Here is a 23,193-nt window from a genome sequence, read left to right on the forward strand (position 1 = left end):
CGCAAGAAGGACACGAGCTGCAACCGCTGGCCGCGTTTGCAGCTCGGCTTCCATGCAAGTGCATTCCAGTGGGCGATACCCCGCCTCAGGGTCGATCCTTGACAGCGCTCTCCCCCGTTTTTGTGACGGAAGAAATGAACCGATCTGAGCGATGTTGGGAACGAACAACACCTCTTTGTTTTGAAATTTGAATTTGGAGTATTTTATAGTGCAGGCCAAGTATCTTGCCGACCAGCTTTGTGAAGTCAGCACCGCTTTAGAAGATGCAGTTGTGCAAACCTATGGGGAGCTTCCAGCAAATTGCGCAGCAATCTTGCTACTTCTGCGGAGAAAAGCAGCGCCCTCTCTTGCGTACATCTCAAAGCAAGTCTGTCTCAGTCAATCCGCAACGGCAACGCTTGTCGACCGGTTAGAAGAGGGCAAGCTTGTCCGGCGTATGAAGCGTGAGGGCCGTCAAGTTAAGGTGAAGCTCACGGCCGGGGGCAAAAGAAAAGCTGATGAACTTGTCAAGTCCCGCAGGCAAGCAGCTGAAAACCTGCTGGCAAATCTCAATGAAGAACAGCGCACTGTGCTCTCAAAAACCTTCATCCAAATTATGAGCGGCATAGACCGCTCAGGCAACTTTGAGGATCTCGCCTCCTTAACGGCTGGCCGTTCTTAACTCGCTTAGGGTGTCAGTTCTCACTCAGCCGCACTCAGTCCCAAGCTCTGTGCTGTTGCAGATCACATACCAATCCACCCATCGCAACTTGATGGATCATTCAAACGGAGATTTCCATGAAAAAACTGTTCGTTCTTCTTGCCGCAACCATGCTCTTAGCGGCCTGCCAGACAACATCCATTCCCGTCTCATCAAAACAACCGCCTCGGATCGTGACACACAAATCCGCCTCAGAGACCCAAAATGCATTGATCAACGAGTTCAAGGGAATGGGCTTCAAAGTGGTTCGCAGATCCTCAAAGTCCCTTGTCCTGGAACAGACCCTCACCCCAAACAGCGATGCGCGCAAACAGCACGCTTCCTACAGTGATGGGACACCGCGCAGTCAGATCCGATTCACATTTTCCAATGTTCAGGAAGGAACCAAAGTAACTGCTAAGTTCGACATGCTGGTTAATCCGGGGAAGTCGAACCAGGAACGGGTAACTCTTCTCGACAGTCCTGACGGTGCCCGTCTTCAGCGCGTGTTGGAAGGCGTTAAGTGAGATTACCTTTCTGGTCAGGTGGAAGTTTTCCATCTGACCAGATCAGATTGTTGGTGCGGGATCTGCCCTACGTCCCTTTTACGGTTCCTCACAACAAAGGTAATGGAAGGAGCCGTCCATTCCATTACCTTTGTTGGAACTAACCCAATTCTTCACAAACGCTTGGAGTGCTGTTTTTCAATAGATGAATATTATTTCGCAATGTGTGCCTCATAAAGTAACGTATTGTGTTCCACCTCAGCTATCTTGGAACATTTCAGGCATACAACAAAGTGTATTAATCTCAGAATGACTGATAATAATTCATATAGACAAATAATATAAAGTTTTATCATAACTGTATTAAAATAATTTTATCTTCGTAGGATACGTTAAATATTATCATTTGACTCACCGTTCCCATATAAATACTAATATATTGAAATTTTATTGAATGTTTTTTGCAAAAGAAGACACAGATTTGAGTTAATTTATGCTTTGTTCTGCTTTGGCAAATTCTCGTAGGCGTATAATTCAGATGAAGTTACTTCGAAACATTACCCTTGCTGCTGTTATGGCGACACATGCCAGCTCTGCCGCCGCAGATGTTACCGCAGGTATTGAAAAACTTGAGACCGGGGATGTTCAAGGATCAGTGAAGCAGTTTCAGGAGGCTTATACTAACGGGGATGCGGATGGCGCGTTCTACATTGGACGTTTATTTGAACTAGGTCTGGGGACAGACAAAGATATCTCTCGTTCCGCTCAACTTTTTGCAGCAGCAGCTTCCAAAGGTAGTGCCAAGGCGCAAAACCGTCTTGGTCTCATGCACCTGAATGGTCAATATGTTCTTGAAGATTACACACGCGCCTTTGAACTGATTTGTAAAGCCGCTGATGCAGGAGACCCAGATGGGCAATTCAATTGCGGTCTTCTTTATAAGACAGGAAGGGGAGTGAGTGTTGATGAGGAGCAAGCGGTAGCTTACTGGAATAAGGCAGCAGCTCAATCACACGTTGCAGCAATCAATCTTCTCGCACAGGCTTACAAAGATGGAGCCGGCGTTGAAGCAGATCCTGAGCAGGCTGTAAAGCTTTTTTCACATACTGGCGCAGCTGGAAACCCACTAGGCCTGTTTGAATTGGCGAAGGCCTATGCTCATGGCTCCGGGGTTCAAAAAGATCCAGTGAAAGCTTATGGCTATGCGAACCTTGCTACAGCTCGCGCTATGGAAGGCGCCGCAGATTTGCGTGAAGCACTTCGTAATCAACTAAATGCAGAGCAGCTTGATGATGCACAGGCCTTTTCCCGTGAATGGAAGGCAAAACCTGTGCAGCCCGTCCAATAAGCCTAGCTTTCCGGTTATTTATGTTTCGTTTGTTCGTTATCTTTTTAGCGGCAGTCATATCTGCCAGCGGCAGCTTGAGTGAGCCCATTTCTGGCACACCTGAAGTTGCCAAAACACAAACTCCATTTGTTGATTGGACCGTCGAGTGTCTTGCGGTCTGCAAACTTGCGCCTGCCGCTACTTCATCACAGGGCGACCCGAAGCAATTTAAGATTGTTATCACCTCACATAGTCCTGACAACACATCGTATGCTGTTATGAGTGTACCAAGCGGGGTCTATCTCGCACCGGGCATTGTGATCAGGGTTGATGACAAACACCCCTTTAAAGCTCTTTTCGAAATTTGCGATGAAACAGCCTGCCATGCTGGTTTCAAGTTAACCGGATCAGTTTTGAGAGCCTTCAAACTTGGTCAGATTGCGAACATTCGCGTTTGGCTGCGCAAAGATCAGATCGTGGACTTCCCCATTTCATTGTACGGCTTCACCAGAGCATATTCCTACCTGCAAGAGCAAGGCACGCATTGATGTGTAAAACCTTACTCTCGCACCCTTCTTTTAAATTTGCCCCGGTTTTGTGTACGGCGGGTGTTGGCATCTTGCTCCTAACATATCCAGCAGTTTCTCAAGTACAGCCGTCTCTGGCACAAGAGCAATTGCAGCGCACCCGCGAGCGTGAAGACGCTGCGCAGGCGCAGAAATTACAAAATGAGCGTCGGCAGGCTCGGAGTCAAAGGAGCAATCCAGGACAGATCGACATGCCTTCTGATCCGCTCAGTATTCCCGAAGGTGGCCCATGCTTTCTTATCAAGAAAGTTCACGCCGATGGCTTTGAACGGTTTGGAAAGCCTCCGCAAGGCTATGATGAGTTAATCGGAACCTGCGCTACTCTTGCGAACATTGTGCGTTCGCTGAATGCGGTTAACGCATATTATGAGAAACTGGGATTCATCACGACCAGAGCCTACCTGCCAAAACAAGATATCTCCCAGGGCACATTAACAATCACAATTATTCCCGGTATCATTGAAGGGTATGTTTATGCCGATGGACGGCAAGCTGATGCGCGCCTCTTGATGGCCTTTCCTTCAGGACGAGGTGAGCTGCTAAATCTTCGCGACATGGAGCAAGGCCTGGAAACTCTCAATGGCCCCAATTCCAGCAAGGCGGATTTTAAACTCATCCCCGGAGAGCGACCTGGTGGTTCTTTTGTACAGATTGCAGTGAAAGAAACGCTTCCCTTAAACGGCAGGTTATCAATTGACAATTCCGGCTTCAGCAACACAGGGACGGCCAAGTTCGCTGCAAGTCTGGGTATTGATAATCTATTAAATCTCAATGACCAATTCAGCCTGCGTATCAGTGCAACACCATTCGATCCGCGCAGGCAACGATATTCAGAGAGTATTTCAGGCCGCTTTTCACTTCCTTACAAAAACTGGCTTTATACTTTGGAGGGTGGTGCAAGTCGCTATTTCTTCGAGCTCGAAGGTATAAACCAGAGTTTTCCCGTAAAGGGGCGCTCACACTATGCCAACCTGTCAGTTGAGCGGTTATTATGGCGAGATAAGCTCTCCAAGAATTACATCTATGGTGACCTCAAATTAAGCCGCAGCTGGTCTTATATCGATGGCTTTGAAATCAAAAGTCAACGCAGGCGTTTAAGCTCTGGATCGATTGGCCTGCGCGGAGAGACAAAACTTGGCGCCGTACAGTTGCAATGGGATGTGGGAACTAAATTTGGACTAAAGGCGTTTGGAGCCCAAGTCAGTAAACAGAGTATTATTGACCCGCAGTTCCATCTCATTCAAGGCAGGCTTGACCTTGAAGCGCCCATACCCTCAACGCCGTTCACCTATTCAACGACCTTATCCGGGCAGTATTCGCACGACATTTTGCCAGGTACAGAACAGATGTCCATTGGTGGATGGTCAACGGTCCGGGGTTTCCATCAAGACAATATGTATGGAGATGTGGGTGCTTACTGGCGCAACAACCTGGAGTGGCAGGCAATTGACAGTGAGGGTTTACAGCTCAAACTCAAGGCTGGGATTGATGCCGGGCTAATCAAGCCTTCGCAACTACGTGCGTGGTCACAAGATTATCTTGTCGGGGCTCACTTTGGTGCCACTGCCACAATTGGGGGAAAAATCTCGCTGGATTTGCAGCTGGCCCACGCACTATCACGTCCACAACGCAATCTACCACATACTGTTTCGGCATTTGAGGCTGACAAGACTGTCGGCTTTGCCAGCTTGAATTATACTTTTTAGAGGATTTGCTACGGTTTGTAGCGCCGGGGAGCTCCGAAAATGTTGAAGAAGATCAAACGGTCAATTGCGCTGCTTCTTAGCGTTATCCTTACATTTCAACCTGTAATTGTTTATGCCGCAGATGTACGACCGCTCAATCCCGGCAGTGGGCCTCGTCCTCATGTAGATCAAGCCCGCAATGGCACACAAGTTATCAATATCTCAACGCCGAACTCCAGTGGCGTTTCACATGATAGGTACACGAAGTTTAATGTAGATGACCTGATCCTGAACAACTCTGCAACGATTACAGATACGCGCCTGGGAGGGTGGATTGAAGGCAATCCAAACCTCAAGACGGGCAGCGAGGCCAAAAGCTGGATCGCTGAAGTGGTTGGTGGCAATCAGACACAGCTCGGCGGTGTTTTAGAAGTTGCCGGTGAGCGAATGGATGTCATTCTTGCCAATGAGTTTGGCATCACTTGTAATGGCTGCGGGTTTATCAATACTGGTCGCACCACCTTAACAACAGGACAACCACGGTTTGACAGAAATGGCGCCTTGGCGGATTTTGATGTCCGCAAAGGGACAGTCACAATCGGGGCCGACGGGCTTAATCAAGATAGCCGACTGCTAGCCACTGACAGATCTCGTGTCGATGTCATCTCACGCGCTGCTGCGCTCTATGGTGCGGTATATGCAGATAAGCTGAATGTGGTCACTGGCGCGAACAAGGTTGACTATGACTGGAGCTATGATGACAAAACCGGTGAGGTTAAAGGCATCACCCCACAATCTGGTAGTGCGGATACACCAGAGTTAGCAGTTGATGTATCCGCGCTTGGTGGCATGTATGCCAATGCCATCAAACTGGTTGCTACGGAAAATGGTGTGGGCGTTCGCCTTAATGGCCAGCTGGCGTCAGCAACCAATATCTCTTTGAGTGCCAACGGAAAGCTGAGCGTTGGTAAGCCAGCTAATAAACACACTCCGCTCCTCAAAGCGCACAAGAAGATTTCAATCCGCAATAAAGGCCCGATTCTTCTTGAAGGTGCCGTGGTTTCACAGACTGATGACGCCATCTATGTGAGCACAAGCGAAGGAAGTTTAACTGCAGCAGGCGAGATTTCTGGTGGAGCAATAACATTAGAGGGAGCCGGCCTTGTTGCAATCTCAAATGCGCTCAAAAGCCAGGGAAATCTGCGCGTTACTTCTTTAAACAATTCGGTGACACAAAGTAAGCAGGCCAAAATCAGTGCCTCAAATCTTACTGTTTCTTCTGCTGATAACATTTCATTGAACGGCAACGTTGCAATCGAAAACTCTGCTGATCTGAACGCAGAAGGTAAAATCACGACCGGTGCAACTTCAACAGTTGCAGCGCGCGCACTCACCCTTAGCGCAGAAGAACTTCAAACCAATGGTCATGTGAGCGCTGCCAAAAATCTTGTCCTTAATGCAAAAGCCGGGGGGATTACCAATCGCGGTGCACTCAAAGGGCAAAGTCTTTCTCTCACTTCTCAATCAGATTTCACCAATGCTGGCAAAATAGCCGTTGATGAGACTGCGCAGTTATCTGTGGCGGGAAAGTTCGCAAGTGACACAGGTTCTGAGCTTTTTGCCAGGAACATCGAGATGACTGTTGGCTCGGCTGCCATGAAAGGCATTATCAAAGCCGATAACAACCTGGACATCACATCTCGCTCCGGTTCGATAAACAGCAAAGCAACGCTAACCGGGTCAGCTGTCAGCTTAGCTTCTGCAACTGATATGAGGATTGACGGCACGATCTCTGCCGCAAGATCGGCGAGGCTTGCTGCGAATGGACAAATACTCTCATCGCAAGGGTCGCAAGTTTCTGCAGATACTATAACAATTAGCGCTGGTGAAATTGAAGCCAATGGCGACTTGATCGCGGGATCTGATGAAGATGCGCAAGTGGGTACGAGTGTTACTCTCACCACCCGCTCAGGAAACTTGACCACACGTGGTGCGGTAACTGCTGATGCTGTCACACTGACGTCAGCTGCAGATCTGATCACCGATGGAACCGTGACCGGGCACAGCACCGCAACCTTGAGTGCCGATGCCCATCTGACGATGAATGACGGATCTGAACTGCACGGCACCGATCTGACACTCAGCGGGCACAGCGTGTCTCTTGCTGGGGTTGTAAAGGCAGGTAACCTGCTGCAGGCAAGCACCACATCAGGCAAGCTTTCCATTGCAGGAGACCTGTCAGGGCGCACCATTGCCCTCACCTCACAGGCCGGGCTGGAGCATGCCGGGGTGATAGATGCCAGCAACACAGCTACGCTGAGCGCAGCCGATCTGTTACAGACCAGCTCAGGTTCTGCTCTTTACGCCAACACCATCACCGCGACCGCTGCCTCTATTGTGAATGGCGGCGATATCCGCGCGGATGAGACAGCAACGCTGAAGACAACAACAGGTGCCTTTACCAACACCGGCCTGATCGGCGCAAAAGACCTTGTTCTTAACGCGGCCTCACACTTTGAGCACAGCGGAAAGCTTGTGGGAACAAAGAGCGTTATGCTCGATGCTACCGGCAACTTTTCCTCTGAAACCGGTTCAGAGATCTCAGCACGCACCATCGCCCTCAAAGCCGCCAGCATCGAAGCCGATGGCGACATTATAGCTGACAAGGATGACGGTCCGATCGCGGAGACCACGCTTGAACTGGTCACCCGCTCAGGAAACTTGATCACACGTGGTGCGGTAACTGCTGATGCTGTCACGCTGACGTCGGCTGCAGATCTGATCACCGATGGAACCGTGACCGGCCACCGCACCGCAACCTTGAGTGCCGATGCCCATCTGACGATGAATGACGGATCTGAACTGCACGGCACCGATCTGACACTCAGCGGGCACAGCGTGTCTCTTGCTGGGGTTGTAAAGGCAGGTAACCTGCTGCAGGCAAGCACCACATCAGGCAAGCTTTCCATTGCAGGAGACCTGTCAGGGCGCACCATTGCCCTCACCTCACAGGCCGGGCTGGAGCATGCCGGGGTGATAGATGCCAGCAACACAGCTACGCTGAGCGCAGCCGATCTGTTACAGACCAGCTCAGGTTCTGCTCTTTACGCCAACACCATCACCGCAACCGCAGCCTCTATTGTGAATGGCGGCGATATCCGCGCGGATGAGACAGCAACGCTGAAGACAATAACGGGTGCCTTTACCAACACCGGTCTGATCGGCGCAAATGTATTAACGCTCAAAACTGCGAGTAATTTCATAAACTCTGGCAGCCTGGAGGGAGAAACATCGCTTTCAATTTCCTCTCAACAGCTTTTACGCACAACCGCCTCATCCAAAATTATGGGTGGGAATGTTGCACTTAAAGCTGCTTCTGCCACTGTCGACGGTCTTATTGTTGCTGATAATCTTCTGAACATGGAAGCCACAACCTCTGGGCTCGCAATCCGAGGTATCCTGATCGGGGATACTACAACACTGACTTCAGCTAAAGGTCTTGAAAACACTGGCAGTATCACCGGTCGTACGCGCGCCAGCCTGACAATGGCAGACGCTTTCACCATCGGAACCGATTTTGCAGTTTATGGCCGCGCAATTGATGTGAATGCGAGTGCAATCACCGCACACGGTGTGCTCGCGGCGGATCAGGAATTAACGCTCAATGCCGGTTCTGGAGGATTAAGAAACTGGGGAACTTTGAGCGCACAGAACATAACGCTCACCTCCCGCTCATCCATAACCAACAGCGGGACGATCGCTGCTGGCGACCAGCTGGTTGCACAAGCTGCTAACACGCTGACCAACGCATCTGTCATGATCGCTGGCGATGACTTAGCGATCTACGCAAGGGATATCATTAATAACGGCGGCGTCATCTGGGCCAATGACAGTGTAAAGCTGGCTGGTGATGCTGCCCTCAATCGTGCCGCACTGGTTCAGAATACCGATGGTCGTATTGAAGCCTTTCAGGGTGACCTGACTATTCGAGCCGATGAAGTGCATAACATCGGAACCGCCCCCACATTAAGCTCCAGCCAGATCATCAGGTGGATTGAAGAAGGCAAGAGCGGTCCGATCAGCGCTGATGAAGAAATTCGAAAACTGATCAATCCAGCCTATCTGGATTCTAATGGTACCGTTTTGCCAGCATATGCTCAGAACTATCTGGCGCTTTGGAGCGACTTGCTGAGCGGCTCAACGTTTCTTTCACAAGATGCAAAGCTCATTTTGAAAACATCAGTTCTTGCTCCAAGCGGAACCCAACTGAGCGGTGAGCTGCAACCGTTGTGGTCAAATATGTTCTCTAAATCCAACGAGGCTGGCACTCCAGACCCGGTAGTGACCATACAAGAGCTGCTAGATCCAACCGTCTTTGATCTTGATGGCAACCTGCTTCCACAGTTCATAACAACCTATGCAGAGCTCTGGGAAACACTGGCCTCAGGAAAAACCACTGTTTCAGATGAAGTGCGCACAATACTTGGCGTCAATGCCCTTGTATTTGTCGACAGCATTGACCCGGACACAGGTGAGAGTGTTCGCTCTTACACAAATGAGCTCATTCCATATATTGGTGAGTTGTGGGCCACTATGTCTGATGGCGCCGACGAGAGCTATGACATTGTAAAAATCCTCTATCAGGACCGCTTTAACGACGACGGTAAACTGGCTGAACTCGTTGCTGGCAAGGATATCGATATTCAAGCCAATACGATCAAAAACATCTTTGGCAATGTATCGGCCGGCGGTGATCTGCTTATCACTGCCGATAGTGTGGAAAATAAAGCTGTTGGGGCAACTCAGGTTCTTCTTGAAGTTCATAAAAAACCAGATTGTTTCACCTGCCATGAAGGGGAAGTTGACTATTACGATACATTTGGCGGCCGGATTGAAGCGGTCGGTAACGTAAATATCTCCGGGTCTTTGGTTAATCTGACCATAAACACCTCTCAAATGTCCATGCAGGACATGATGGACACAATGAATGAATTCATCAAACAGCGCAAAGCTGAAGGTGATCCACTCATGGAAGGTGTGCCGGAAGTACGCACGAAAACACTCAAATTTACAGATAAGCGCACACCAGAATATATTGCCGCTGTTGAGGGCAAAGGCGAGGATATCCGGGAAATCCGTCCCGTTGATACAGGATCTGAAACGCATGTTGAAACCGGAGAGGGGACCCCTGATGTGGATGTTCCGGATACGGACAGTATAGAAAGGATAATCGCAGAGACCGGAGAGGGAACCCCGTACATTGAAACCACCGATCTGGTGAACCTGATCAAGACTGCAATTAATGATGGTGCAGGCACACCGGTTGTGACAACAACCGATGTAGAGAACCTGATCAGGACTGTCGTTGAAACCGGATCTGGTACACCGCACATCAACACCACTGATTTGGTGAACCTGATCAAGACCGCAATTAATGACGGTGCAGGCACACCGGTTGTGACAACAACCGATGTAGAAAATCTGATCAAAGCCGCAGTCAATAGTGGAGACGGTACACCAGCCGTTGTAATAACAGATGTCGTCAACATCCCGACAAAGGTGGCCGGGACCGGCAGCGGCACGCCCACCATCATCCCAGTTGATACCGATGCGTTCCGCACAACCATCGAAACAATCATTCCTGCCCCACCAGTCATCACTCCAACAGCTTCGGTTGAAGAGTTATTAGCTGTTGGGGTAACCACCCTTGCAGAAACCAATCCGGACTTCACTGAATACGCAAACTTCATAACCTCCAACGAGATGATGGATGTTGGCCGTCTTCAGTATCGCGATGATCTCATCAACAACACTGATGAGCCCCATGCTGATAATTTTGGCTCGCGTGATTATGTCGCCAATATTGGCTCTCTTGATTACCTTAACAAACCGGTCTCGGTGCCAAAGCCTGACGGGTCGGGCATGCACACGGTTTATCCGCAAAGCACGCCATTTGAATTGGATGGCCGCGGTGCTGTGATCTCTGGTAACAGCGTGACAGCTGTGGGCGATTCTATCAGCAACACCGGTACAATTTCTGCAAAAGAGGATCTGTCACTCACTGGTGGGCTCGTGATCAGCTCTGAGGGCGCGATCCTGACTGAGGGTGATGTTTCTATCACTTCTTTAACCAGCGTCCTGCTTGAAGGCACCAAAGTTTCGGGTAATGAAATTGATATCTTCGCAGGTCAGCAGGTTGTCGGCAATGGTCTCACACTCGACGCTGAAGGTGACGTTGCAATTTCTGGCGGTAACGGCGTCATCATCAGTGGCCTTGAAAAGAATTTCACCATCGAGACAAAGCGTCCGGCACCGTTTGGCGCAAGCAATGACAATGGTGAGCCCAACATGGTGGTCACCTCAACGCGTCAGGTAAAAGACCAGCAGACATCCTCACTGAGTGTTGGTGGCAATCTTTCCATCATTACCCAGGGTGACCTTGTTGTCTCTGGAACGGATGTGGATGTCTCGGGGGACATAAAACTCACCGCCGGTAAGGATCTGATCCTTGCAGCTGTTGAGACTAGCAGCAAAACCACTTCAAAGAACTCCAAGATAGAGCAGATTACAAGCATTGTTACCGATATTGAAGCTGGCAGAAATTTCACGGCAACGGCAGGTGGTGATGCTGTTCTCATGGGCACGCAGATTGACGTGGGTGGTGAAGCGCAAATCTCTGCCGCTGATAACCTGGTGCTTGCTGCTGTTCAGGACATCTACTCCTCTTATTCGAAGAAGAAAAAGAGCGGCTTCCTAAGTTCAAAAACCTCGATTAAGAGCGAAACCAAAGTCACCAACAAAGGCGTTTCAATTGCGTCGGGTGGTGATCTGGACCTGCTTGCCGAAAATGGTGATTTGACAACCGCTGGCACGTCCCTTGCCTCTGGCGAGGGAGATGTAAACCTGACGGCAGCAGACGGCAACATATACGCCGGTGCTTACACCGATGTTCATAGCAAATACAGCAAGACCTCAAGTAGCATTTTGGGCGGCCTGTTTGGCTCCACCAAAATTATCAATAGCGTAGATAAGATCAGCCGCGGCACTGAAGCGCTTGCAGCACTCGATCTTTCCCTGCTCTCAGGAGAAGACACCACACTGGTTGGGGCTTTCCTTTCTGCGGGCAACAATGTGAACATCAACACTGGTGGCGACTTCGACGTTCAGGCGGCGATCAACAGCCAAAGAAGAGAGTTCTTTGAGCACGAGATGGGCTTGGTCCTAATGACCACCATCACAGAAAACAGTTATGTCGAAACCGCCGTTCTCACGCAGTTCCTGGCAGGTCAGGCCCTCAACTTCAATGTAGGCGGTGATGCTAGCCTCACACTTTATGAAACTGCAGGTATAGACGCCAAAACAGCTGAAGAGCTGTACCCGGAAGAACTTCTGGCAATTGCCGGCCTGCAAATCCTGCAAGAGCAGCTGGCAAATGAATATTTCTACGACAAACAAGTTGCACTCTCACCCGCCTTCAAAGCGCTGGTGTCCATTGCAGTGGGTGCGTTCGTTGCCCCCGCAATTGTCGGAGCAGTCTTCCCAGGTATTGCATCAGCCGCCTCTGGAACCTTCCTGAGCGCTGTCAGCACAGGTCTGGAAGCCTTCACCACCTCCGTCATCGTGGAAAGCCTCGATGGAGCGGTATCAGGTGACTTCGACATTGGCGACATTCTGGCAGACGCAGCCTTCTCTGGTGCAACTGCTGGTCTGACTTCTGGCATCAATATCGACATATTGGGAATTACGTCGAAGACTAATCCTGAGCTGTTTAACAGCCTGCTTGGTGATCTTGGTAACGGCAATCTCAGCATAGCGAACATTCTCGATGGAGCATTGGACAACCTCATCTCCAACGGTTTGTCTTCTGCTGTTTACGGGACAGATTTCATGGAAGGCTTCTCCTCGTCTATGATCAACACGATCGTCAATCTGGCCATGGCTGACGTTCAATCTGAGATCGGTGAGCTCGGAGAAGGCATAGACAATTGGGAAGGCTCGTTCGGCCATGCGCTACTTCACGGCCTAACCGGTTGCGCTGCTGCAGAAGCTACAGGGGTAAACTGTGCCGCAGGTGCGGCGGCGGCTGTGGCGCAAAGCATATATGCTGGAACACAAAGCGCGAGCGTTTCTCAAGAAGAACGCAAGAAAGCACTTGCGCGTGCAGAGTTTATCGGCGCTTTAGCTGGTTTTGCATTCTCAGGTGGGGATGCTCAGAACGTTAATGTTGCGGCAACAATTGCGCGACTTGGTTTTAAGAATAACTATCTCAATCATGACCAAATTGGACAACTCCGCAAAGAGCTATCGGAATGTTCCGCTTTGGGTTCTGGATTTACGGCCTGTCAAGCTGAAGTCCTGGCGGACTACGAAGAATTAAGTGCAGACCAAAATGCTGAACTTGCAGCTTGTGAAACTGACAAATGCCGCGCTGACCATCTAGCTCAAATCGCAGTGGCAGATGGGGCCTTCTACGATGTGTTGTTTACGCTCCAGACTTCCGGCCAGTTCGGGCAAAGCATCGTGGAGCTTCAAAATGCAGAAGCGGACAAAGTTAACTGGACGCCTTCACAAATTGAAACGTTCACTGCAGCTCTTCGTGAGGAAACCACTACTACATTCTGTACAGGAGATGTCACCAGCTGTGACATGTCAGTGCGTGCTGAACTAGAAGTTTGGGGAGCATTGACAGAAAGTGAGCAACAAACACTCAACGAAGACAGAATTGCAGTCCTTGTCGAATTGGAGGCTAAGGCACGAGCAAAAATTGCTGAAGATGTTTGTGACGCGAGCATGAGCGCATCTTCATGCAATCAAGCAGTTGATAACAAAATTGAAAGCGAGAGAAAAACCTCTAACCGTATTGGTGGTGCAATTGATGTCGTTTTTGGTGCCACCGAAATCGTTGGTGCGGTTTATATGTGCGGTCAGTCTGCTGGCGCTGCGTGCACAACGGCTTCCTGGGTGACTGGAGTTCATGGCGCAGACACATTGGTTGCCGGTGGTCGTGCGCTTATCACAGGTGTGAATGCCCCAACTGTTGGCGAGCAATTGTTGATGGCATCGCTCGGTTTGACTGAAACCCAGGCCACCTTGGCCTATGATTTGATGGTTGTGGGTTTTGAACTCAGCGCTATCAAGTCTCTGGCAAAACAGCCAGCTTTATTGCTAAAAACACATGATGAGCTTATAGCTACAAATAGAACACTGTCATCGATTGACAATCCTGTTGATTTAACAAATGGCCGTAGCGGTCACATACTTGCTAATCACAGGGCTGGTACAGGGAAACCTGGCAAGACCGAATTCCCTTCAAGCTGGGATGATCAGCGTATTGTTCATCAAGTATCTGATATTGCTACTGATCCTAGTCTTACACGGCAATTTGATCCGCGAGGGACACCATATGTGCAAGGTATGAGAGATGGTATTGATATACGGGTAACATTTTTCCCAGACAATCATGCCCGCGCGGGTCAAATTTCCTCCGCGTATCCTACGAATGTAACAGCAAATCCGAGGCCATGATGACTTGGGGCAACAAAAACCGTGACTGGCATGCATTGGTTGCAGATATTCAATCTGAAATTGATGCTAACAAGTCGATAATCTCAGCAGAACACATCAGCAGCATTGAGCACTATTTGGAGCATGGCGAGTACAGCATGGCCTTTGAGTATCTCCTACTTGAAATCATGGAGAATGCTGACGCGAATTTTACGCTGGGTGTCGAAAAGGCGCAGGAAATTGGGCTATTCTTTGATTTGAGTGATCCGAATGAGTGTATGATTGATGGGGAGTTCTGGGGGAAATTCCAAACGTTCTTGGCAAAGAAAAGCCTGTGACCTAGGTACGAACGGCGTTGTTGCGTTAATCCCGTGATGAGGTACACCTTATGTGAAATTTCCCTGTCTGAAGATTTTCTTTATGCCGTTTAAACACAATGCCGATCGGCGCGACAAATTCGATAAAGCCCAATTCAAAGTGACGAACTGGCCGGACTATAATGAAAGCCTGCGCCGCCGTGGTGACATCACGATCTGGGTTGATGACAGTGTTGCCAGTGCCTGGTCAGCGCCAGCAAGCAATGGACGAGGGCGGCCGGCCAAGTACTCAGATCTGGCCATTGAAACCTGTTTGCGCGTGCGCTCCGCATACGATTTTGCCTTTCGGCAGACACAAGGCTTTGTTCGATCAGTGTTCGCCTTGATGCGGCTTGATTTACCTGTTCCGGATTTTTCCACCCTGTCACGCAGAGCCGGCGGATTGAGCCTTTCCAAAGTCAAATATGAAGGGGTATGTTCAGGATACGTGTAAAAAATTCCAAGACAGTCTTAAGCCGCCACTGAGAGTGGTTTTGGTCGTAAGGGATCTGGCATTTCATCCATATCAATGGACCATTTTCCAAAGCGCAGAATATTCTCCCTCATGTATGGGCTGAGACTTTTGAGCTGTTCGGAAGTGATCTCGAAGCCTTCACTTCTCATCTCATGCAGCACATCGGTTAGATCAACCACATTCTGGAGCATGATGGCATTGGCGATGACATCCATGTATTTCATACGCTTAGACTGCTCGACTGGATCGCCGGTTTTGATGGTTGTTCCACCAAACGCAATCCAGTCGAGGAAGCTATGAAAGGATTCTACCTTGGTTGTTTCTGCGCGAATTGAAAAGCGGAAGCTCGTTTCAGAGATATAGCGCAGCAGAAAAAGTGTACGCTCAACCCGGCCTAACTCTCTAAAGGCGCGATAAAGCTTGTTCTTACGGCTTTTCGTGCCAAGCTTACGCAGTAACATGGAAGGCAGGATCTTCCCGGCTTGAATAGACAGGACAATCTGCATCATGTCAGCCCAGTGAGTTTCGATTAGCTTCCAGTCGATATCGCCACTGAAAAGAGCATCTATATGCTGGTACCTGGCCTGTTTTTGCGGTCGGTAAAAGGTAACGTCATTCCAGTTGCGCATGCGTGGAAAGAGCTTAATTCCTAACAGATGTGCTAGGCCAAAGATGGGCTCAGACTGTCCATGGGTGTCAGCATGCAAAGTATCGGGCTGGAGATCCGAGGTGTTTTGCCAAAGCCCATCCAGAATATAAACGCCTTCCCAAACCCCGCAGGCGATGAAATTACAAAACAGAGCGATATAATTATCTGAGATATGATGGTAGGCGATGCCGCCATATCCGCCATAGCGAATATGGTGCTCACCGAGCAGGTTGTTCTCCACCAACGCCATATGGGTTCCATCAGCAATGGCGGCCTGACCCTGCCCCCAAAACTCAGTTAGGCTGAAGCGTTTGTATTCATTGATTAGATCTCGTAGGGCTGCTTCAAGTTTTTCGATGTTGATATGCTGCGCATTGATGCGACGTAAGGTTTGTCGGAGAGTACCTAAAAGTGTGGGGCAGTTCGCAATCGGCGTGCTAAATTCTATGTCGAAGCATGGCGGAGCTGCTAATTTCGAGCATGCTCACCTCAAGCTGAAAACCCAGGCAAAGGTAATCTTTTGAAGGCTCCAAAGAAGCCCAGATAATGGTGCCAACGGCTGTTATCTAGCATCCAGAATACAAAAGTCAACAAACTTGAGGTCTGATTGCCCCACACTTTTAGGTACTCTCCGAATAACAAGAACAGAGCAGCCAAGAGCAATGTCGAGATATTTTGTTGGTCCTTTGGCATGTCAGTCTTCCTCAAGCATATCAACAATTTCGGCATAGCCACGGGATTTGGCGTGCGCGATCGGCGTTACACCGTCACGGTCACCAATCGAACGGTCGGCACCGGCATCGACAAGCAGACGGACAATCGCTTGATGGTCAGTGCCGCCATCCCCTAGAACTACCGCTTCGATCAGAGCCGTCCAAGCCAGATTGTTTATGTGATCTAGCGGTGCACCGGCGTCAATCAAACGGCGGACAACCTCTACATGCCCTAGATGCGCGGCAGCGATCAGCGCTGTGCCGTCGTAGGGGCTTGTCGTTAAATCAGGGTCGTTTCCCAGTTCGAACGCAAGCGACATGAGTTCGGGATCATTTGCGACTGCTGCAATTGTTACGACATCATAGGCTTGGCCCTCTAATGCATCGAGATCCGCACCCGCCATGGCCAACGCGCTTAGGGCAACATCATGCGATGCGAAGGCAGCGACATGTGCCGGTGTCCTGCCACGCAGGTCGCGTGCATTTACGTCCGCGCCTTCGGCAACCAGACGTTCTATTCCAGCTACATCGCCCTTATGCGCCGCCAGGTGAAGCCCTTCGTATGCTACGATGTCAGACTTGGATGGTGCGGTTTGAGCCATGGCCGAGGTGCCAATGGTTAAAAGAGCAATTGTTGAAAGAAAGCGGAACATCGGATCTATCCTTGTTTTGGTGAATGCGGCCCGCAAACATGCGAGCCGCTTGCTTCATTATTCGGCGCCAATTGCGTCCAGACCTTTGCGCACGCAGGCTTCGTCAAGGTGACCGCCAGGTGCACCACCGGCACCAATGCCACCTACAAGGGCGCCGCCAATCTTGATGGGCAAGCCGCCACCTTGAATGACCAAACGCTCATCCATATAGCGCAGCCCGTCATGTTGGGGGTTCTCGCCAATAAAATTGGCCAACCCGGCGGTGTCACGTCCCATGGACGCCGAGGTAAACGCCTTGCCTTGCGCGCTGCTGACAGTGTGCGGGCCTGCGTTATCGGCCTTGAGGTGCACTTTGGTCTCTCCGTCGCGACCCACGACGGCAACACTGACGTTGTAACCGTCGGCAGCACATGCTGACAACGCGGTTTGAGCGGCTTCAACGGCCATATCTAGCGGCAAATAGGGGGCTGTCGGCAATTCCTGCGCGGTGGCGGCAACAGGGCTGAGCAGTACGGCGGCGAATGTCAATTTACGGATCATGTTGTGTCTCCTTTAGAGTGTTGGTGAGGACACAATAAGTTCGCGCGCGGGCTGTTGATATTCGTAGGGTTGGCAAGCGTCTCCGTAGTTCTACGGGGTATCACGGCCGTCAAGCCAGATGCGTGTCAGTTCTGCCTGCGACGTAGTTCCAAGTTTCCCTCCGATCGCTGCTCGATGGCTTTCTATCGTTCGCGGGGAAAGGCCGAGCCCTTCGGCAATCTGGCGTGTTGTAAAACCCTCTGCCACACTGTTTAACACTTCCCGTTCACGCATGGTCAAGAGGGCCAGAAGCGCGCGGGATTCCGACTTTTCTGCCGCCGATAGCAACTGCTGGTCCAGAACTTCGCTGCCCTTCTGGATCGCGTCGATCAGGTCTTGTTCGTCGATGGGTTTGGACAGGAAGTCCACCGCCCCATTGCGAAACGCGCGTCTGCACGCATCGATATCGCCATGCCCGGAGATGACCACTGTGGGCAAACCCACACCCCGTTCTGCCAGCTTCTCTTGTATTTTCAGCCCCGATATCGCGGGCATTCGAATATCGAGTATCAAGCAACCCGGTGCCAGATCATCGACACGCGCCAGAAAGGCCTGAGGGTCGGCAAAACTGGTCACGTTGATGCCGACGGTCGACAGCAGCAGGCTCAACGCCTCGCGTACGGCCTTGTCATCGTCCACCAGATAAACAGGGTAAGTCACCGGTCATCCTCCTTTGCATGATCTACCAGCGGCAGGATAATACGAAACGTTGCGCCCGTTTGGCCCGAGATATGCGTAAGTTCACCATCTGCGCGCTCCACCAGACGCTGACTTAGTGCAAGCCCCAATCCGGTTCCTTCGTCGCGGGTGGTGGTAAAGGGGACAAACAAATTTGGCAGAATGTTTGGGTCTACACCGGGTCCATTGTCCACCACGTCGAGCACCGCCTGATCCGATGTAGATTTCAATTTTATTTCGACACGAGCCTCCGGAGTGTTGGTCTGGGCTTCCACTGCATTGCGCACCAGATTATGGATCACTTGCTCCATCTCGACCTGATCAGCCATCACGAAAACACCTGATGCAGGCACATCGAACTCAATCTTTGTGTGTTTGCTTTCTGCATCAGCGGAAAGAAGGGCAATGACATTCTGGACTGCATTCCTCAGGTCAAACGCATGAAGTTGACCACGTTGAGGTCGCGACCAGTTACGCAGCCGTTCAAGAATGGCCGCGCCACGCCGGGACTGCGCTACTGCGTCTTGCAATACAGGCGAAAGTCGCTCGGTGTCACCCTGGTTCAGAAGCCTTTGACCCGCCTGTAACTGAGCCAGAATCGCGGTGAGTGGCTGCGTTAGCTCATGCGCCATGCCACTTGCCATCTCGCCCATCGCGTTTACCCGCATGGAATGCGTCAGTTGGGCTTCAACGCGCGCCAGTTCTGCGTCACGCTCTGCTTGCTTCAGCTGGGTCCGCTGCCGCAGGCCAACCAGCATTGCAACGTATCCAAACAAAACCAAAGCAACGACACCCAAAGCCTGCCAGACCGGCAGCAATTCCGATGGACCAAGCTGCATCGAGGTTTCGATTTCAAGCGGTTGCGAAACACTGGTCAAAGCTTGCGAAAACCGCGCATCGATGGGGTTTATATTACCAACCAGTGACGCTCCCTCCGGTAGAGAAAGCCCAATATGGACATTTTTCCTAGACCAAAACGGGGCGTCACTTGCGATCAATTGGGCAGAATCAATCTCCAAGGTCAGCGCATATCGCGCTGCGTCGGAATTTGGGCTGCGTTTGATCAGGAAATAATGACTGGCATCCGATGGGCTGGGCAACAAAACCGGCGTCCCGGTCGAACGCTCCGCGGCCTGCCGGATCGCACTGACGTCTTCAGCAGACAGCGGTGCCGTTCCGATCTTACCCTCGGATTTATCGAACGGTACAAGATACACGTCCTTGATGCGCGGATAGAATCGCGAAATCGCGGCGCTAACTTCAAGAAACAGGTCCGGGCGCTGTCCGGCACTTGCGACAGCAATGGCAGAAAGAGCCGTGAGGTGCGCGTCGTGCTGACCGACAAGCTGCGATGCGCTACGATGAAGCGCGGAGCTTTCACGCTCCAACTCGTTCATTTGTGACCGAAATTGGATCGCAGCCAGTGTCGCCAACCCAAGTGCAACGACAATCAACCCACCAAAGACATTGCGCCAATGCACACCAACCATATCCATCTTATCCCAGATCATAAGGCAAATCTAACATGCACCTCAAGACTGCCAAACAGAGCTACCTTGCTGACATAGTGCAATTTATAAGGTCTCGCTGAGAATTTTGAGTATGCTGGGTGTCAATTTTTCTACTCTACGACCGTAAACGAGAAACCCTCCGCGCTGTGACAAACTGCTGACGCACCTTCAACTGGATACTTGGAGAGCACCCAAAAGTGTGGGGCAATCAGGCGGCGAGTTTGTCGTTTGCCGGATCTTTCGCTTCACATTTCATGCCAGGATACCATTGTTCAAACTTTTGCCTGAGTGTTCCGTCCAGTGCCCGTGTGCGAGTCTGGAGCAAGAGGTGAGCACCTGATTTTGACCAGCGCATCTGCTGTTTTTTGCCAAAGCGCTTGCCGACAACCGCATTAACTGTGCTTTCAACAAAACCGGTTGAGACCCGCTCCCCGTAACGCCTGCGCTCAGCGTAGTTCGGGATCATGTCGGCATTATTCTCAATGTAAGTCTGGAATTCAGCTGCTGCCTTTCTTAAAGCCTTGATGCTGGCATAGCTGGTTTCAATCTCTTCCAGATCACAAGTCAGATCCTCAATAACAATCTTACCCTCGTGAAGATTACCGTTCCACAAATAACCCTTGATCTGGCGTAGCAGACGGTTGATCTGTTCACCGTGTTCCGGGTTCAAGTGGCTGAGACCTTTGACATACTGGCCCATGACAGTGAGGCGCATGGTGATATGGAACCAATCAAGAATGTGTTCTGAGGCTGGTGCCATGTGCCACGCCAAGTCGCGGACAGTCTCGCCGCCGTCAGTCATGAAGGTCACGCACTGGTTTTCCTGCCAGCCCTGATCTTTGAGGAGTTCATGCAGGCGTCGGCGTGGTTTGGCGTCATGGGTCTGCTCCAGACCAAGGTAGCGGTCAGGACTATCTTGAGGGATGGACTTGCCAACCACCACCTCAAAATGGCTTTGGCCGCTGTCTCGACAACGAACATAACCGCCATCAATGCCAACGGTGATTGGCCCTTCAGGAACTGGCAGGGCCGCGCGGTTGGATTGACTGGTCTCAACGAAGAACAGTTGTTCCTCACCCAGTTCTGCTTCCAGCCGCCTGGCGCTCTTATGCAAGTGATTACGCACGCTTTCTGCACAAAGACTGGTGTTTATAGGCAGCACTTCTTTAAGCAGATCAACGGTAACGCCAAAGGAGACCAGCGAAGCCCATTTGGTTTCCAGATAAGTCAGCTCTGGAGCTATATGGTCCGGCAACAATAATTTGAGCGGGCTGAAGGTTCTGGCATTACTTTGAGCGCATTGACAATAATAAAAACGTGGGCTTTTCAAGTTGATGTCGCCGAAGACGGTGCGATAACGGATTGGGAACGTGCCTTTGCTTCGCAACTGAGACCCACACTGCCTGCAAATGGAATGCTGGCTGCTATGAGCTTCGCATTGAGCCAGAACGATCTGTTCCTGCACGCCATGCAACAGATCCTTGCCTTCTAATATGGAAAGGCCGATTGTTTCCTGACGATCAAAAGGCTTTTTCAGTGTTAGCACTTCGGTTTCAGAGAGCACACCATCCGGGGCGACGATCTTCACGCTGACTTTGATATCCATGCTTCCCCCATTTCCGCTCAGTTTTCCACTTTTTACAGAGAGGAAAACCCAGTTCCCGATTACCTTGATTTCTGCTAGGATTCTGCAGGAGTGAAGACGCTTTGGCAAGGTAGCTTACTTTCCGAATATGACAAGGAAAACACGTGACGGGATACATTGAGCGTTCTGCCAGCCAAATCGCCGAAGTCCTGACGCGCGAGGGGCTGGATTACACCCAAACCAAGGCAGTCTTTAAACTGGCCCGCACCAAGGCTGGATTACATGCGCCTAAAGAAAAGCGCGGCTCACCGGCTCGCCTGACCCTGGAAGAGGAGCTTCGCTTTATTGACCAGGCATATGCTAGCGGCGGTCAAACCGGTTTGATGATGCAGGTGCTTCTGGAAAGCGGTACCAGAGCCTCTGAATTTACTGCCCTTCGTGTGGAGGATATCTCTCTGGCGGAACGGCTTGTTACCGTTACCCATGGCAAAGGCGGCAAACGTCGCGAAGTCTCCATCCGTTCGAAACTGGCCCAGCTTTTGGCGCTTCATATTGGAAAACGAAAGGCTGGCCCGTTGTTTGTCAGCCGTCAGAGCCGGCAGGATGGCAGTGCACCTGTTTACACCCGTCAGCGCATTGGCCAGATCGTTCGGGAGGTAGCGAAAAACGCTGGCATCACCAAGCGTCTTTACCCGCATCTTCTACGTCATACTATGGCTACCCGGCTGCTCGCCCTTGGCATGGACATTACCGATGTGCAGAAGTTCCTGGGGCACGAAGATCTGTCTTCCACCCGGATCTATGCCGAAACCAGCCTTGCAATGCTTAAGCGCAAATTCGACCAGGTCACACAGCCACAGGGGCAGGCACTGATTAGATCAATAGCCGTGACCCATGGCGAAGTCGTTGGCGCTTTTGCTGCTGATCTCCTGTCCGGGGACCGGCGCAATCTCACATAATTTGCTGGTGTATCAATCGCTTATGGTTATCATCGCGAAACGCCTGATTGATTGACCGGCGCGAGAATTTGCCTGACAGATAAGGCTCGCGGGCGTTCATGCGGTCCATAACCAGCTCTAATTCTTCCAGGCGATTTTTATCCGGAAGCTTCAACTTGTCGCAATCGTTAAGAATGCCCTGAAGGAATTCGGTAATCGTTCCCATATCCATAAAGGCGTCGTAACCTTGTGCCTCATCGCGCCGGATAAGATAGCCTTCAACTCCTCCATAATCTTCCGGAGGACAATTATTTGCACCGCCAATGCAGGATGGTAGAGACTTGCCATCATCTGGCGCAACAATGCGTTCGACGCGGATCTCATGATGCCAGTTCACATTTAAATCATAGAAATAATGAAACCTCTCATTCTCCCGCAGTCTGAGCGATTGTAGCGTGGGATTGGCTGGCAGTACGCCGAGTTCCAGGGAGCCATAATGAACCGCGCCCTTGTCAAACATAAACAGATGGATTCCCTCCCACCCCATGGCCACCTGCAACACACCGTGCAGTTCGCGCAAGCTTATGTCGCTCGGCACGAGCAAACGCCGCCAAATCATTGGACTGATACCAAGCAGACGCACCTTGAGCTGGATGGCTGAACAGGATGGCGAAAGTTCGAGCATGCGCGAATGTGGCAGACACTTTACACTTCGGCAACCAGATCAGACTGCGTTATCGCAACTGCCCCACACTTTTGGGTGCTCTC

16 protein-coding genes are annotated in these 23,193 nt (G+C 50.8%); 9 read left to right on the plus strand and 7 right to left on the minus strand.

Annotated elements, in window-relative coordinates; all coding sequences use genetic code 11:
- Nucleotides 1-208: 208 nt before the first annotated feature.
- From PsAD26_RS23185 to PsAD26_RS23220, 8 genes are all read left to right on the plus strand, one after another.
- Nucleotides 209-661: a MarR family transcriptional regulator gene (locus PsAD26_RS23185; protein WP_063291673.1), complete on the plus strand. Its 453-nt coding sequence runs from the start codon at nucleotides 209-211 to the stop codon at nucleotides 659-661.
- Nucleotides 662-777: 116 nt separating this feature from the next.
- A complete protein-coding gene (locus PsAD26_RS23190) occupies nucleotides 778-1,206 on the plus strand; it encodes a hypothetical protein (RefSeq protein ID WP_063312313.1) in 429 nt (142 codons plus the stop codon).
- A 517-nt stretch (nucleotides 1,207-1,723) separates the two neighbouring features.
- Nucleotides 1,724-2,533 carry a tetratricopeptide repeat protein gene (locus tag PsAD26_RS23195; RefSeq protein ID WP_063299804.1) on the plus strand — a complete coding sequence of 270 codons (810 nt, stop codon included), beginning with the start codon at nucleotides 1,724-1,726 and terminating at the stop codon, nucleotides 2,531-2,533.
- Nucleotides 2,500-3,060 (plus strand): invasion associated locus B family protein, encoded by a 561-nt coding sequence (locus tag PsAD26_RS23200; RefSeq protein WP_063312314.1) that lies wholly within the window; start codon nucleotides 2,500-2,502, stop codon nucleotides 3,058-3,060. The genes PsAD26_RS23195 and PsAD26_RS23200 overlap by 34 nt, the downstream gene beginning before the upstream one ends.
- Nucleotides 3,060-4,805 carry a ShlB/FhaC/HecB family hemolysin secretion/activation protein gene (locus tag PsAD26_RS23205; protein WP_063312315.1) on the plus strand — a complete coding sequence of 582 codons (1,746 nt, stop codon included), beginning with the start codon at nucleotides 3,060-3,062 and terminating at the stop codon, nucleotides 4,803-4,805. The genes PsAD26_RS23200 and PsAD26_RS23205 overlap by 1 nt, the downstream gene beginning before the upstream one ends.
- A 39-nt stretch (nucleotides 4,806-4,844) precedes the next feature.
- Nucleotides 4,845-14,309 carry a filamentous hemagglutinin N-terminal domain-containing protein gene (locus PsAD26_RS23210; protein WP_063312316.1) on the plus strand — a complete coding sequence of 3,155 codons (9,465 nt, stop codon included), beginning with the start codon at nucleotides 4,845-4,847 and terminating at the stop codon, nucleotides 14,307-14,309.
- Nucleotides 14,306-14,626, plus strand: a complete 321-nt coding sequence (locus PsAD26_RS23215; protein WP_063312317.1) for a hypothetical protein — start codon at nucleotides 14,306-14,308, stop codon at nucleotides 14,624-14,626. The genes PsAD26_RS23210 and PsAD26_RS23215 overlap by 4 nt, the downstream gene beginning before the upstream one ends.
- A gap of 82 nt (nucleotides 14,627-14,708) precedes the next feature.
- The gene (locus PsAD26_RS23220) at nucleotides 14,709-15,098 is read left to right on the plus strand and encodes an IS5/IS1182 family transposase (protein ID WP_063312318.1); all 390 of its coding nucleotides are present in this window, start codon (nucleotides 14,709-14,711) and stop codon (nucleotides 15,096-15,098) included.
- 17 nt (nucleotides 15,099-15,115) lie between these two features.
- Here the strand turns inward: PsAD26_RS23220 and PsAD26_RS23225 are convergent, their stop codons facing one another.
- From PsAD26_RS23225 to PsAD26_RS23255, 6 genes are all read right to left on the minus strand, one after another.
- Complete coding sequence (locus PsAD26_RS23225) at nucleotides 15,116-16,216, minus strand: Tn3 family transposase (protein WP_153041559.1); 1,101 nt, start codon at nucleotides 16,214-16,216, stop codon at nucleotides 15,116-15,118.
- Nucleotides 16,217-16,462: 246 nt separating this feature from the next.
- The gene (locus tag PsAD26_RS23235) at nucleotides 16,463-17,134 is read right to left on the minus strand and encodes an ankyrin repeat domain-containing protein (RefSeq protein WP_063312320.1); all 672 of its coding nucleotides are present in this window, start codon (nucleotides 17,132-17,134) and stop codon (nucleotides 16,463-16,465) included.
- A 57-nt stretch (nucleotides 17,135-17,191) separates the two neighbouring features.
- The gene (locus tag PsAD26_RS23240) at nucleotides 17,192-17,674 is read right to left on the minus strand and encodes a heme-binding protein (RefSeq protein WP_063312321.1); all 483 of its coding nucleotides are present in this window, start codon (nucleotides 17,672-17,674) and stop codon (nucleotides 17,192-17,194) included.
- A 90-nt stretch (nucleotides 17,675-17,764) separates the two neighbouring features.
- Nucleotides 17,765-18,373, minus strand: coding sequence for a response regulator (locus tag PsAD26_RS23245; RefSeq protein WP_063312322.1), 609 nt, complete (start codon nucleotides 18,371-18,373; stop codon nucleotides 17,765-17,767).
- Nucleotides 18,370-19,902: an ATP-binding protein gene (locus tag PsAD26_RS23250; protein ID WP_084403804.1), complete on the minus strand. Its 1,533-nt coding sequence runs from the start codon at nucleotides 19,900-19,902 to the stop codon at nucleotides 18,370-18,372. The genes PsAD26_RS23245 and PsAD26_RS23250 overlap by 4 nt, the downstream gene beginning before the upstream one ends.
- A 208-nt stretch (nucleotides 19,903-20,110) precedes the next feature.
- Nucleotides 20,111-21,508, minus strand: a complete 1,398-nt coding sequence (locus PsAD26_RS23255; protein WP_063312323.1) for an ISKra4 family transposase — start codon at nucleotides 21,506-21,508, stop codon at nucleotides 20,111-20,113.
- 143 nt (nucleotides 21,509-21,651) lie between these two features.
- Here PsAD26_RS23255 and PsAD26_RS23260 point away from each other — a divergent pair, with 143 nt between their 5' ends.
- The gene (locus tag PsAD26_RS23260) at nucleotides 21,652-22,446 is read left to right on the plus strand and encodes a tyrosine-type recombinase/integrase (RefSeq protein WP_063312324.1); all 795 of its coding nucleotides are present in this window, start codon (nucleotides 21,652-21,654) and stop codon (nucleotides 22,444-22,446) included.
- Here PsAD26_RS23260 and PsAD26_RS30075 read toward each other — a convergent pair.
- Nucleotides 22,439-23,110, minus strand: coding sequence for a plasmid pRiA4b ORF-3 family protein (locus tag PsAD26_RS30075; RefSeq protein ID WP_063312325.1), 672 nt, complete (start codon nucleotides 23,108-23,110; stop codon nucleotides 22,439-22,441). The genes PsAD26_RS23260 and PsAD26_RS30075 overlap by 8 nt on opposite strands.
- Between the last annotated feature and the right edge of the window lie 83 nt (nucleotides 23,111-23,193).

Origin of the sequence: Pseudovibrio sp. Ad26, assembly GCF_001623285.1 — a bacterium.
Lineage (GTDB): Bacteria > Pseudomonadota > Alphaproteobacteria > Rhizobiales > Stappiaceae > Pseudovibrio > Pseudovibrio ascidiaceicola.

Excerpts from the sequence above, each read along its gene's own strand:
- PsAD26_RS23200 (WP_063312314.1), top strand. The coding sequence starts at position 2,500 with ATGGAAGGCAAAACCTGTGCAGCCCGTCCAATAAGCCTAGCTTTCCGG.
- PsAD26_RS23255 (WP_063312323.1), bottom strand. The coding sequence starts at position 21,508 with ATGGATATCAAAGTCAGCGTGAAGATCGTCGCCCCGGATGGTGTGCTC.
- PsAD26_RS23205 (WP_063312315.1), top strand. The coding sequence starts at position 3,060 with ATGTGTAAAACCTTACTCTCGCACCCTTCTTTTAAATTTGCCCCGGTT.
- PsAD26_RS23235 (WP_063312320.1), bottom strand. The coding sequence starts at position 17,134 with ATGTTCCGCTTTCTTTCAACAATTGCTCTTTTAACCATTGGCACCTCG.
- PsAD26_RS23210 (WP_063312316.1), top strand. The coding sequence starts at position 4,845 with ATGTTGAAGAAGATCAAACGGTCAATTGCGCTGCTTCTTAGCGTTATC.
- PsAD26_RS23195 (WP_063299804.1), top strand. The coding sequence starts at position 1,724 with ATGAAGTTACTTCGAAACATTACCCTTGCTGCTGTTATGGCGACACAT.
- PsAD26_RS23240 (WP_063312321.1), bottom strand. The coding sequence starts at position 17,674 with ATGATCCGTAAATTGACATTCGCCGCCGTACTGCTCAGCCCTGTTGCC.
- PsAD26_RS23190 (WP_063312313.1), top strand. The coding sequence starts at position 778 with ATGAAAAAACTGTTCGTTCTTCTTGCCGCAACCATGCTCTTAGCGGCC.
- PsAD26_RS23250 (WP_084403804.1), bottom strand. The coding sequence starts at position 19,902 with ATGATCTGGGATAAGATGGATATGGTTGGTGTGCATTGGCGCAATGTC.
- PsAD26_RS30075 (WP_063312325.1), bottom strand. The coding sequence starts at position 23,110 with ATGCTCGAACTTTCGCCATCCTGTTCAGCCATCCAGCTCAAGGTGCGT.
- PsAD26_RS23215 (WP_063312317.1), top strand. The coding sequence starts at position 14,306 with ATGATGACTTGGGGCAACAAAAACCGTGACTGGCATGCATTGGTTGCA.
- PsAD26_RS23220 (WP_063312318.1), top strand. The coding sequence starts at position 14,709 with ATGCCGTTTAAACACAATGCCGATCGGCGCGACAAATTCGATAAAGCC.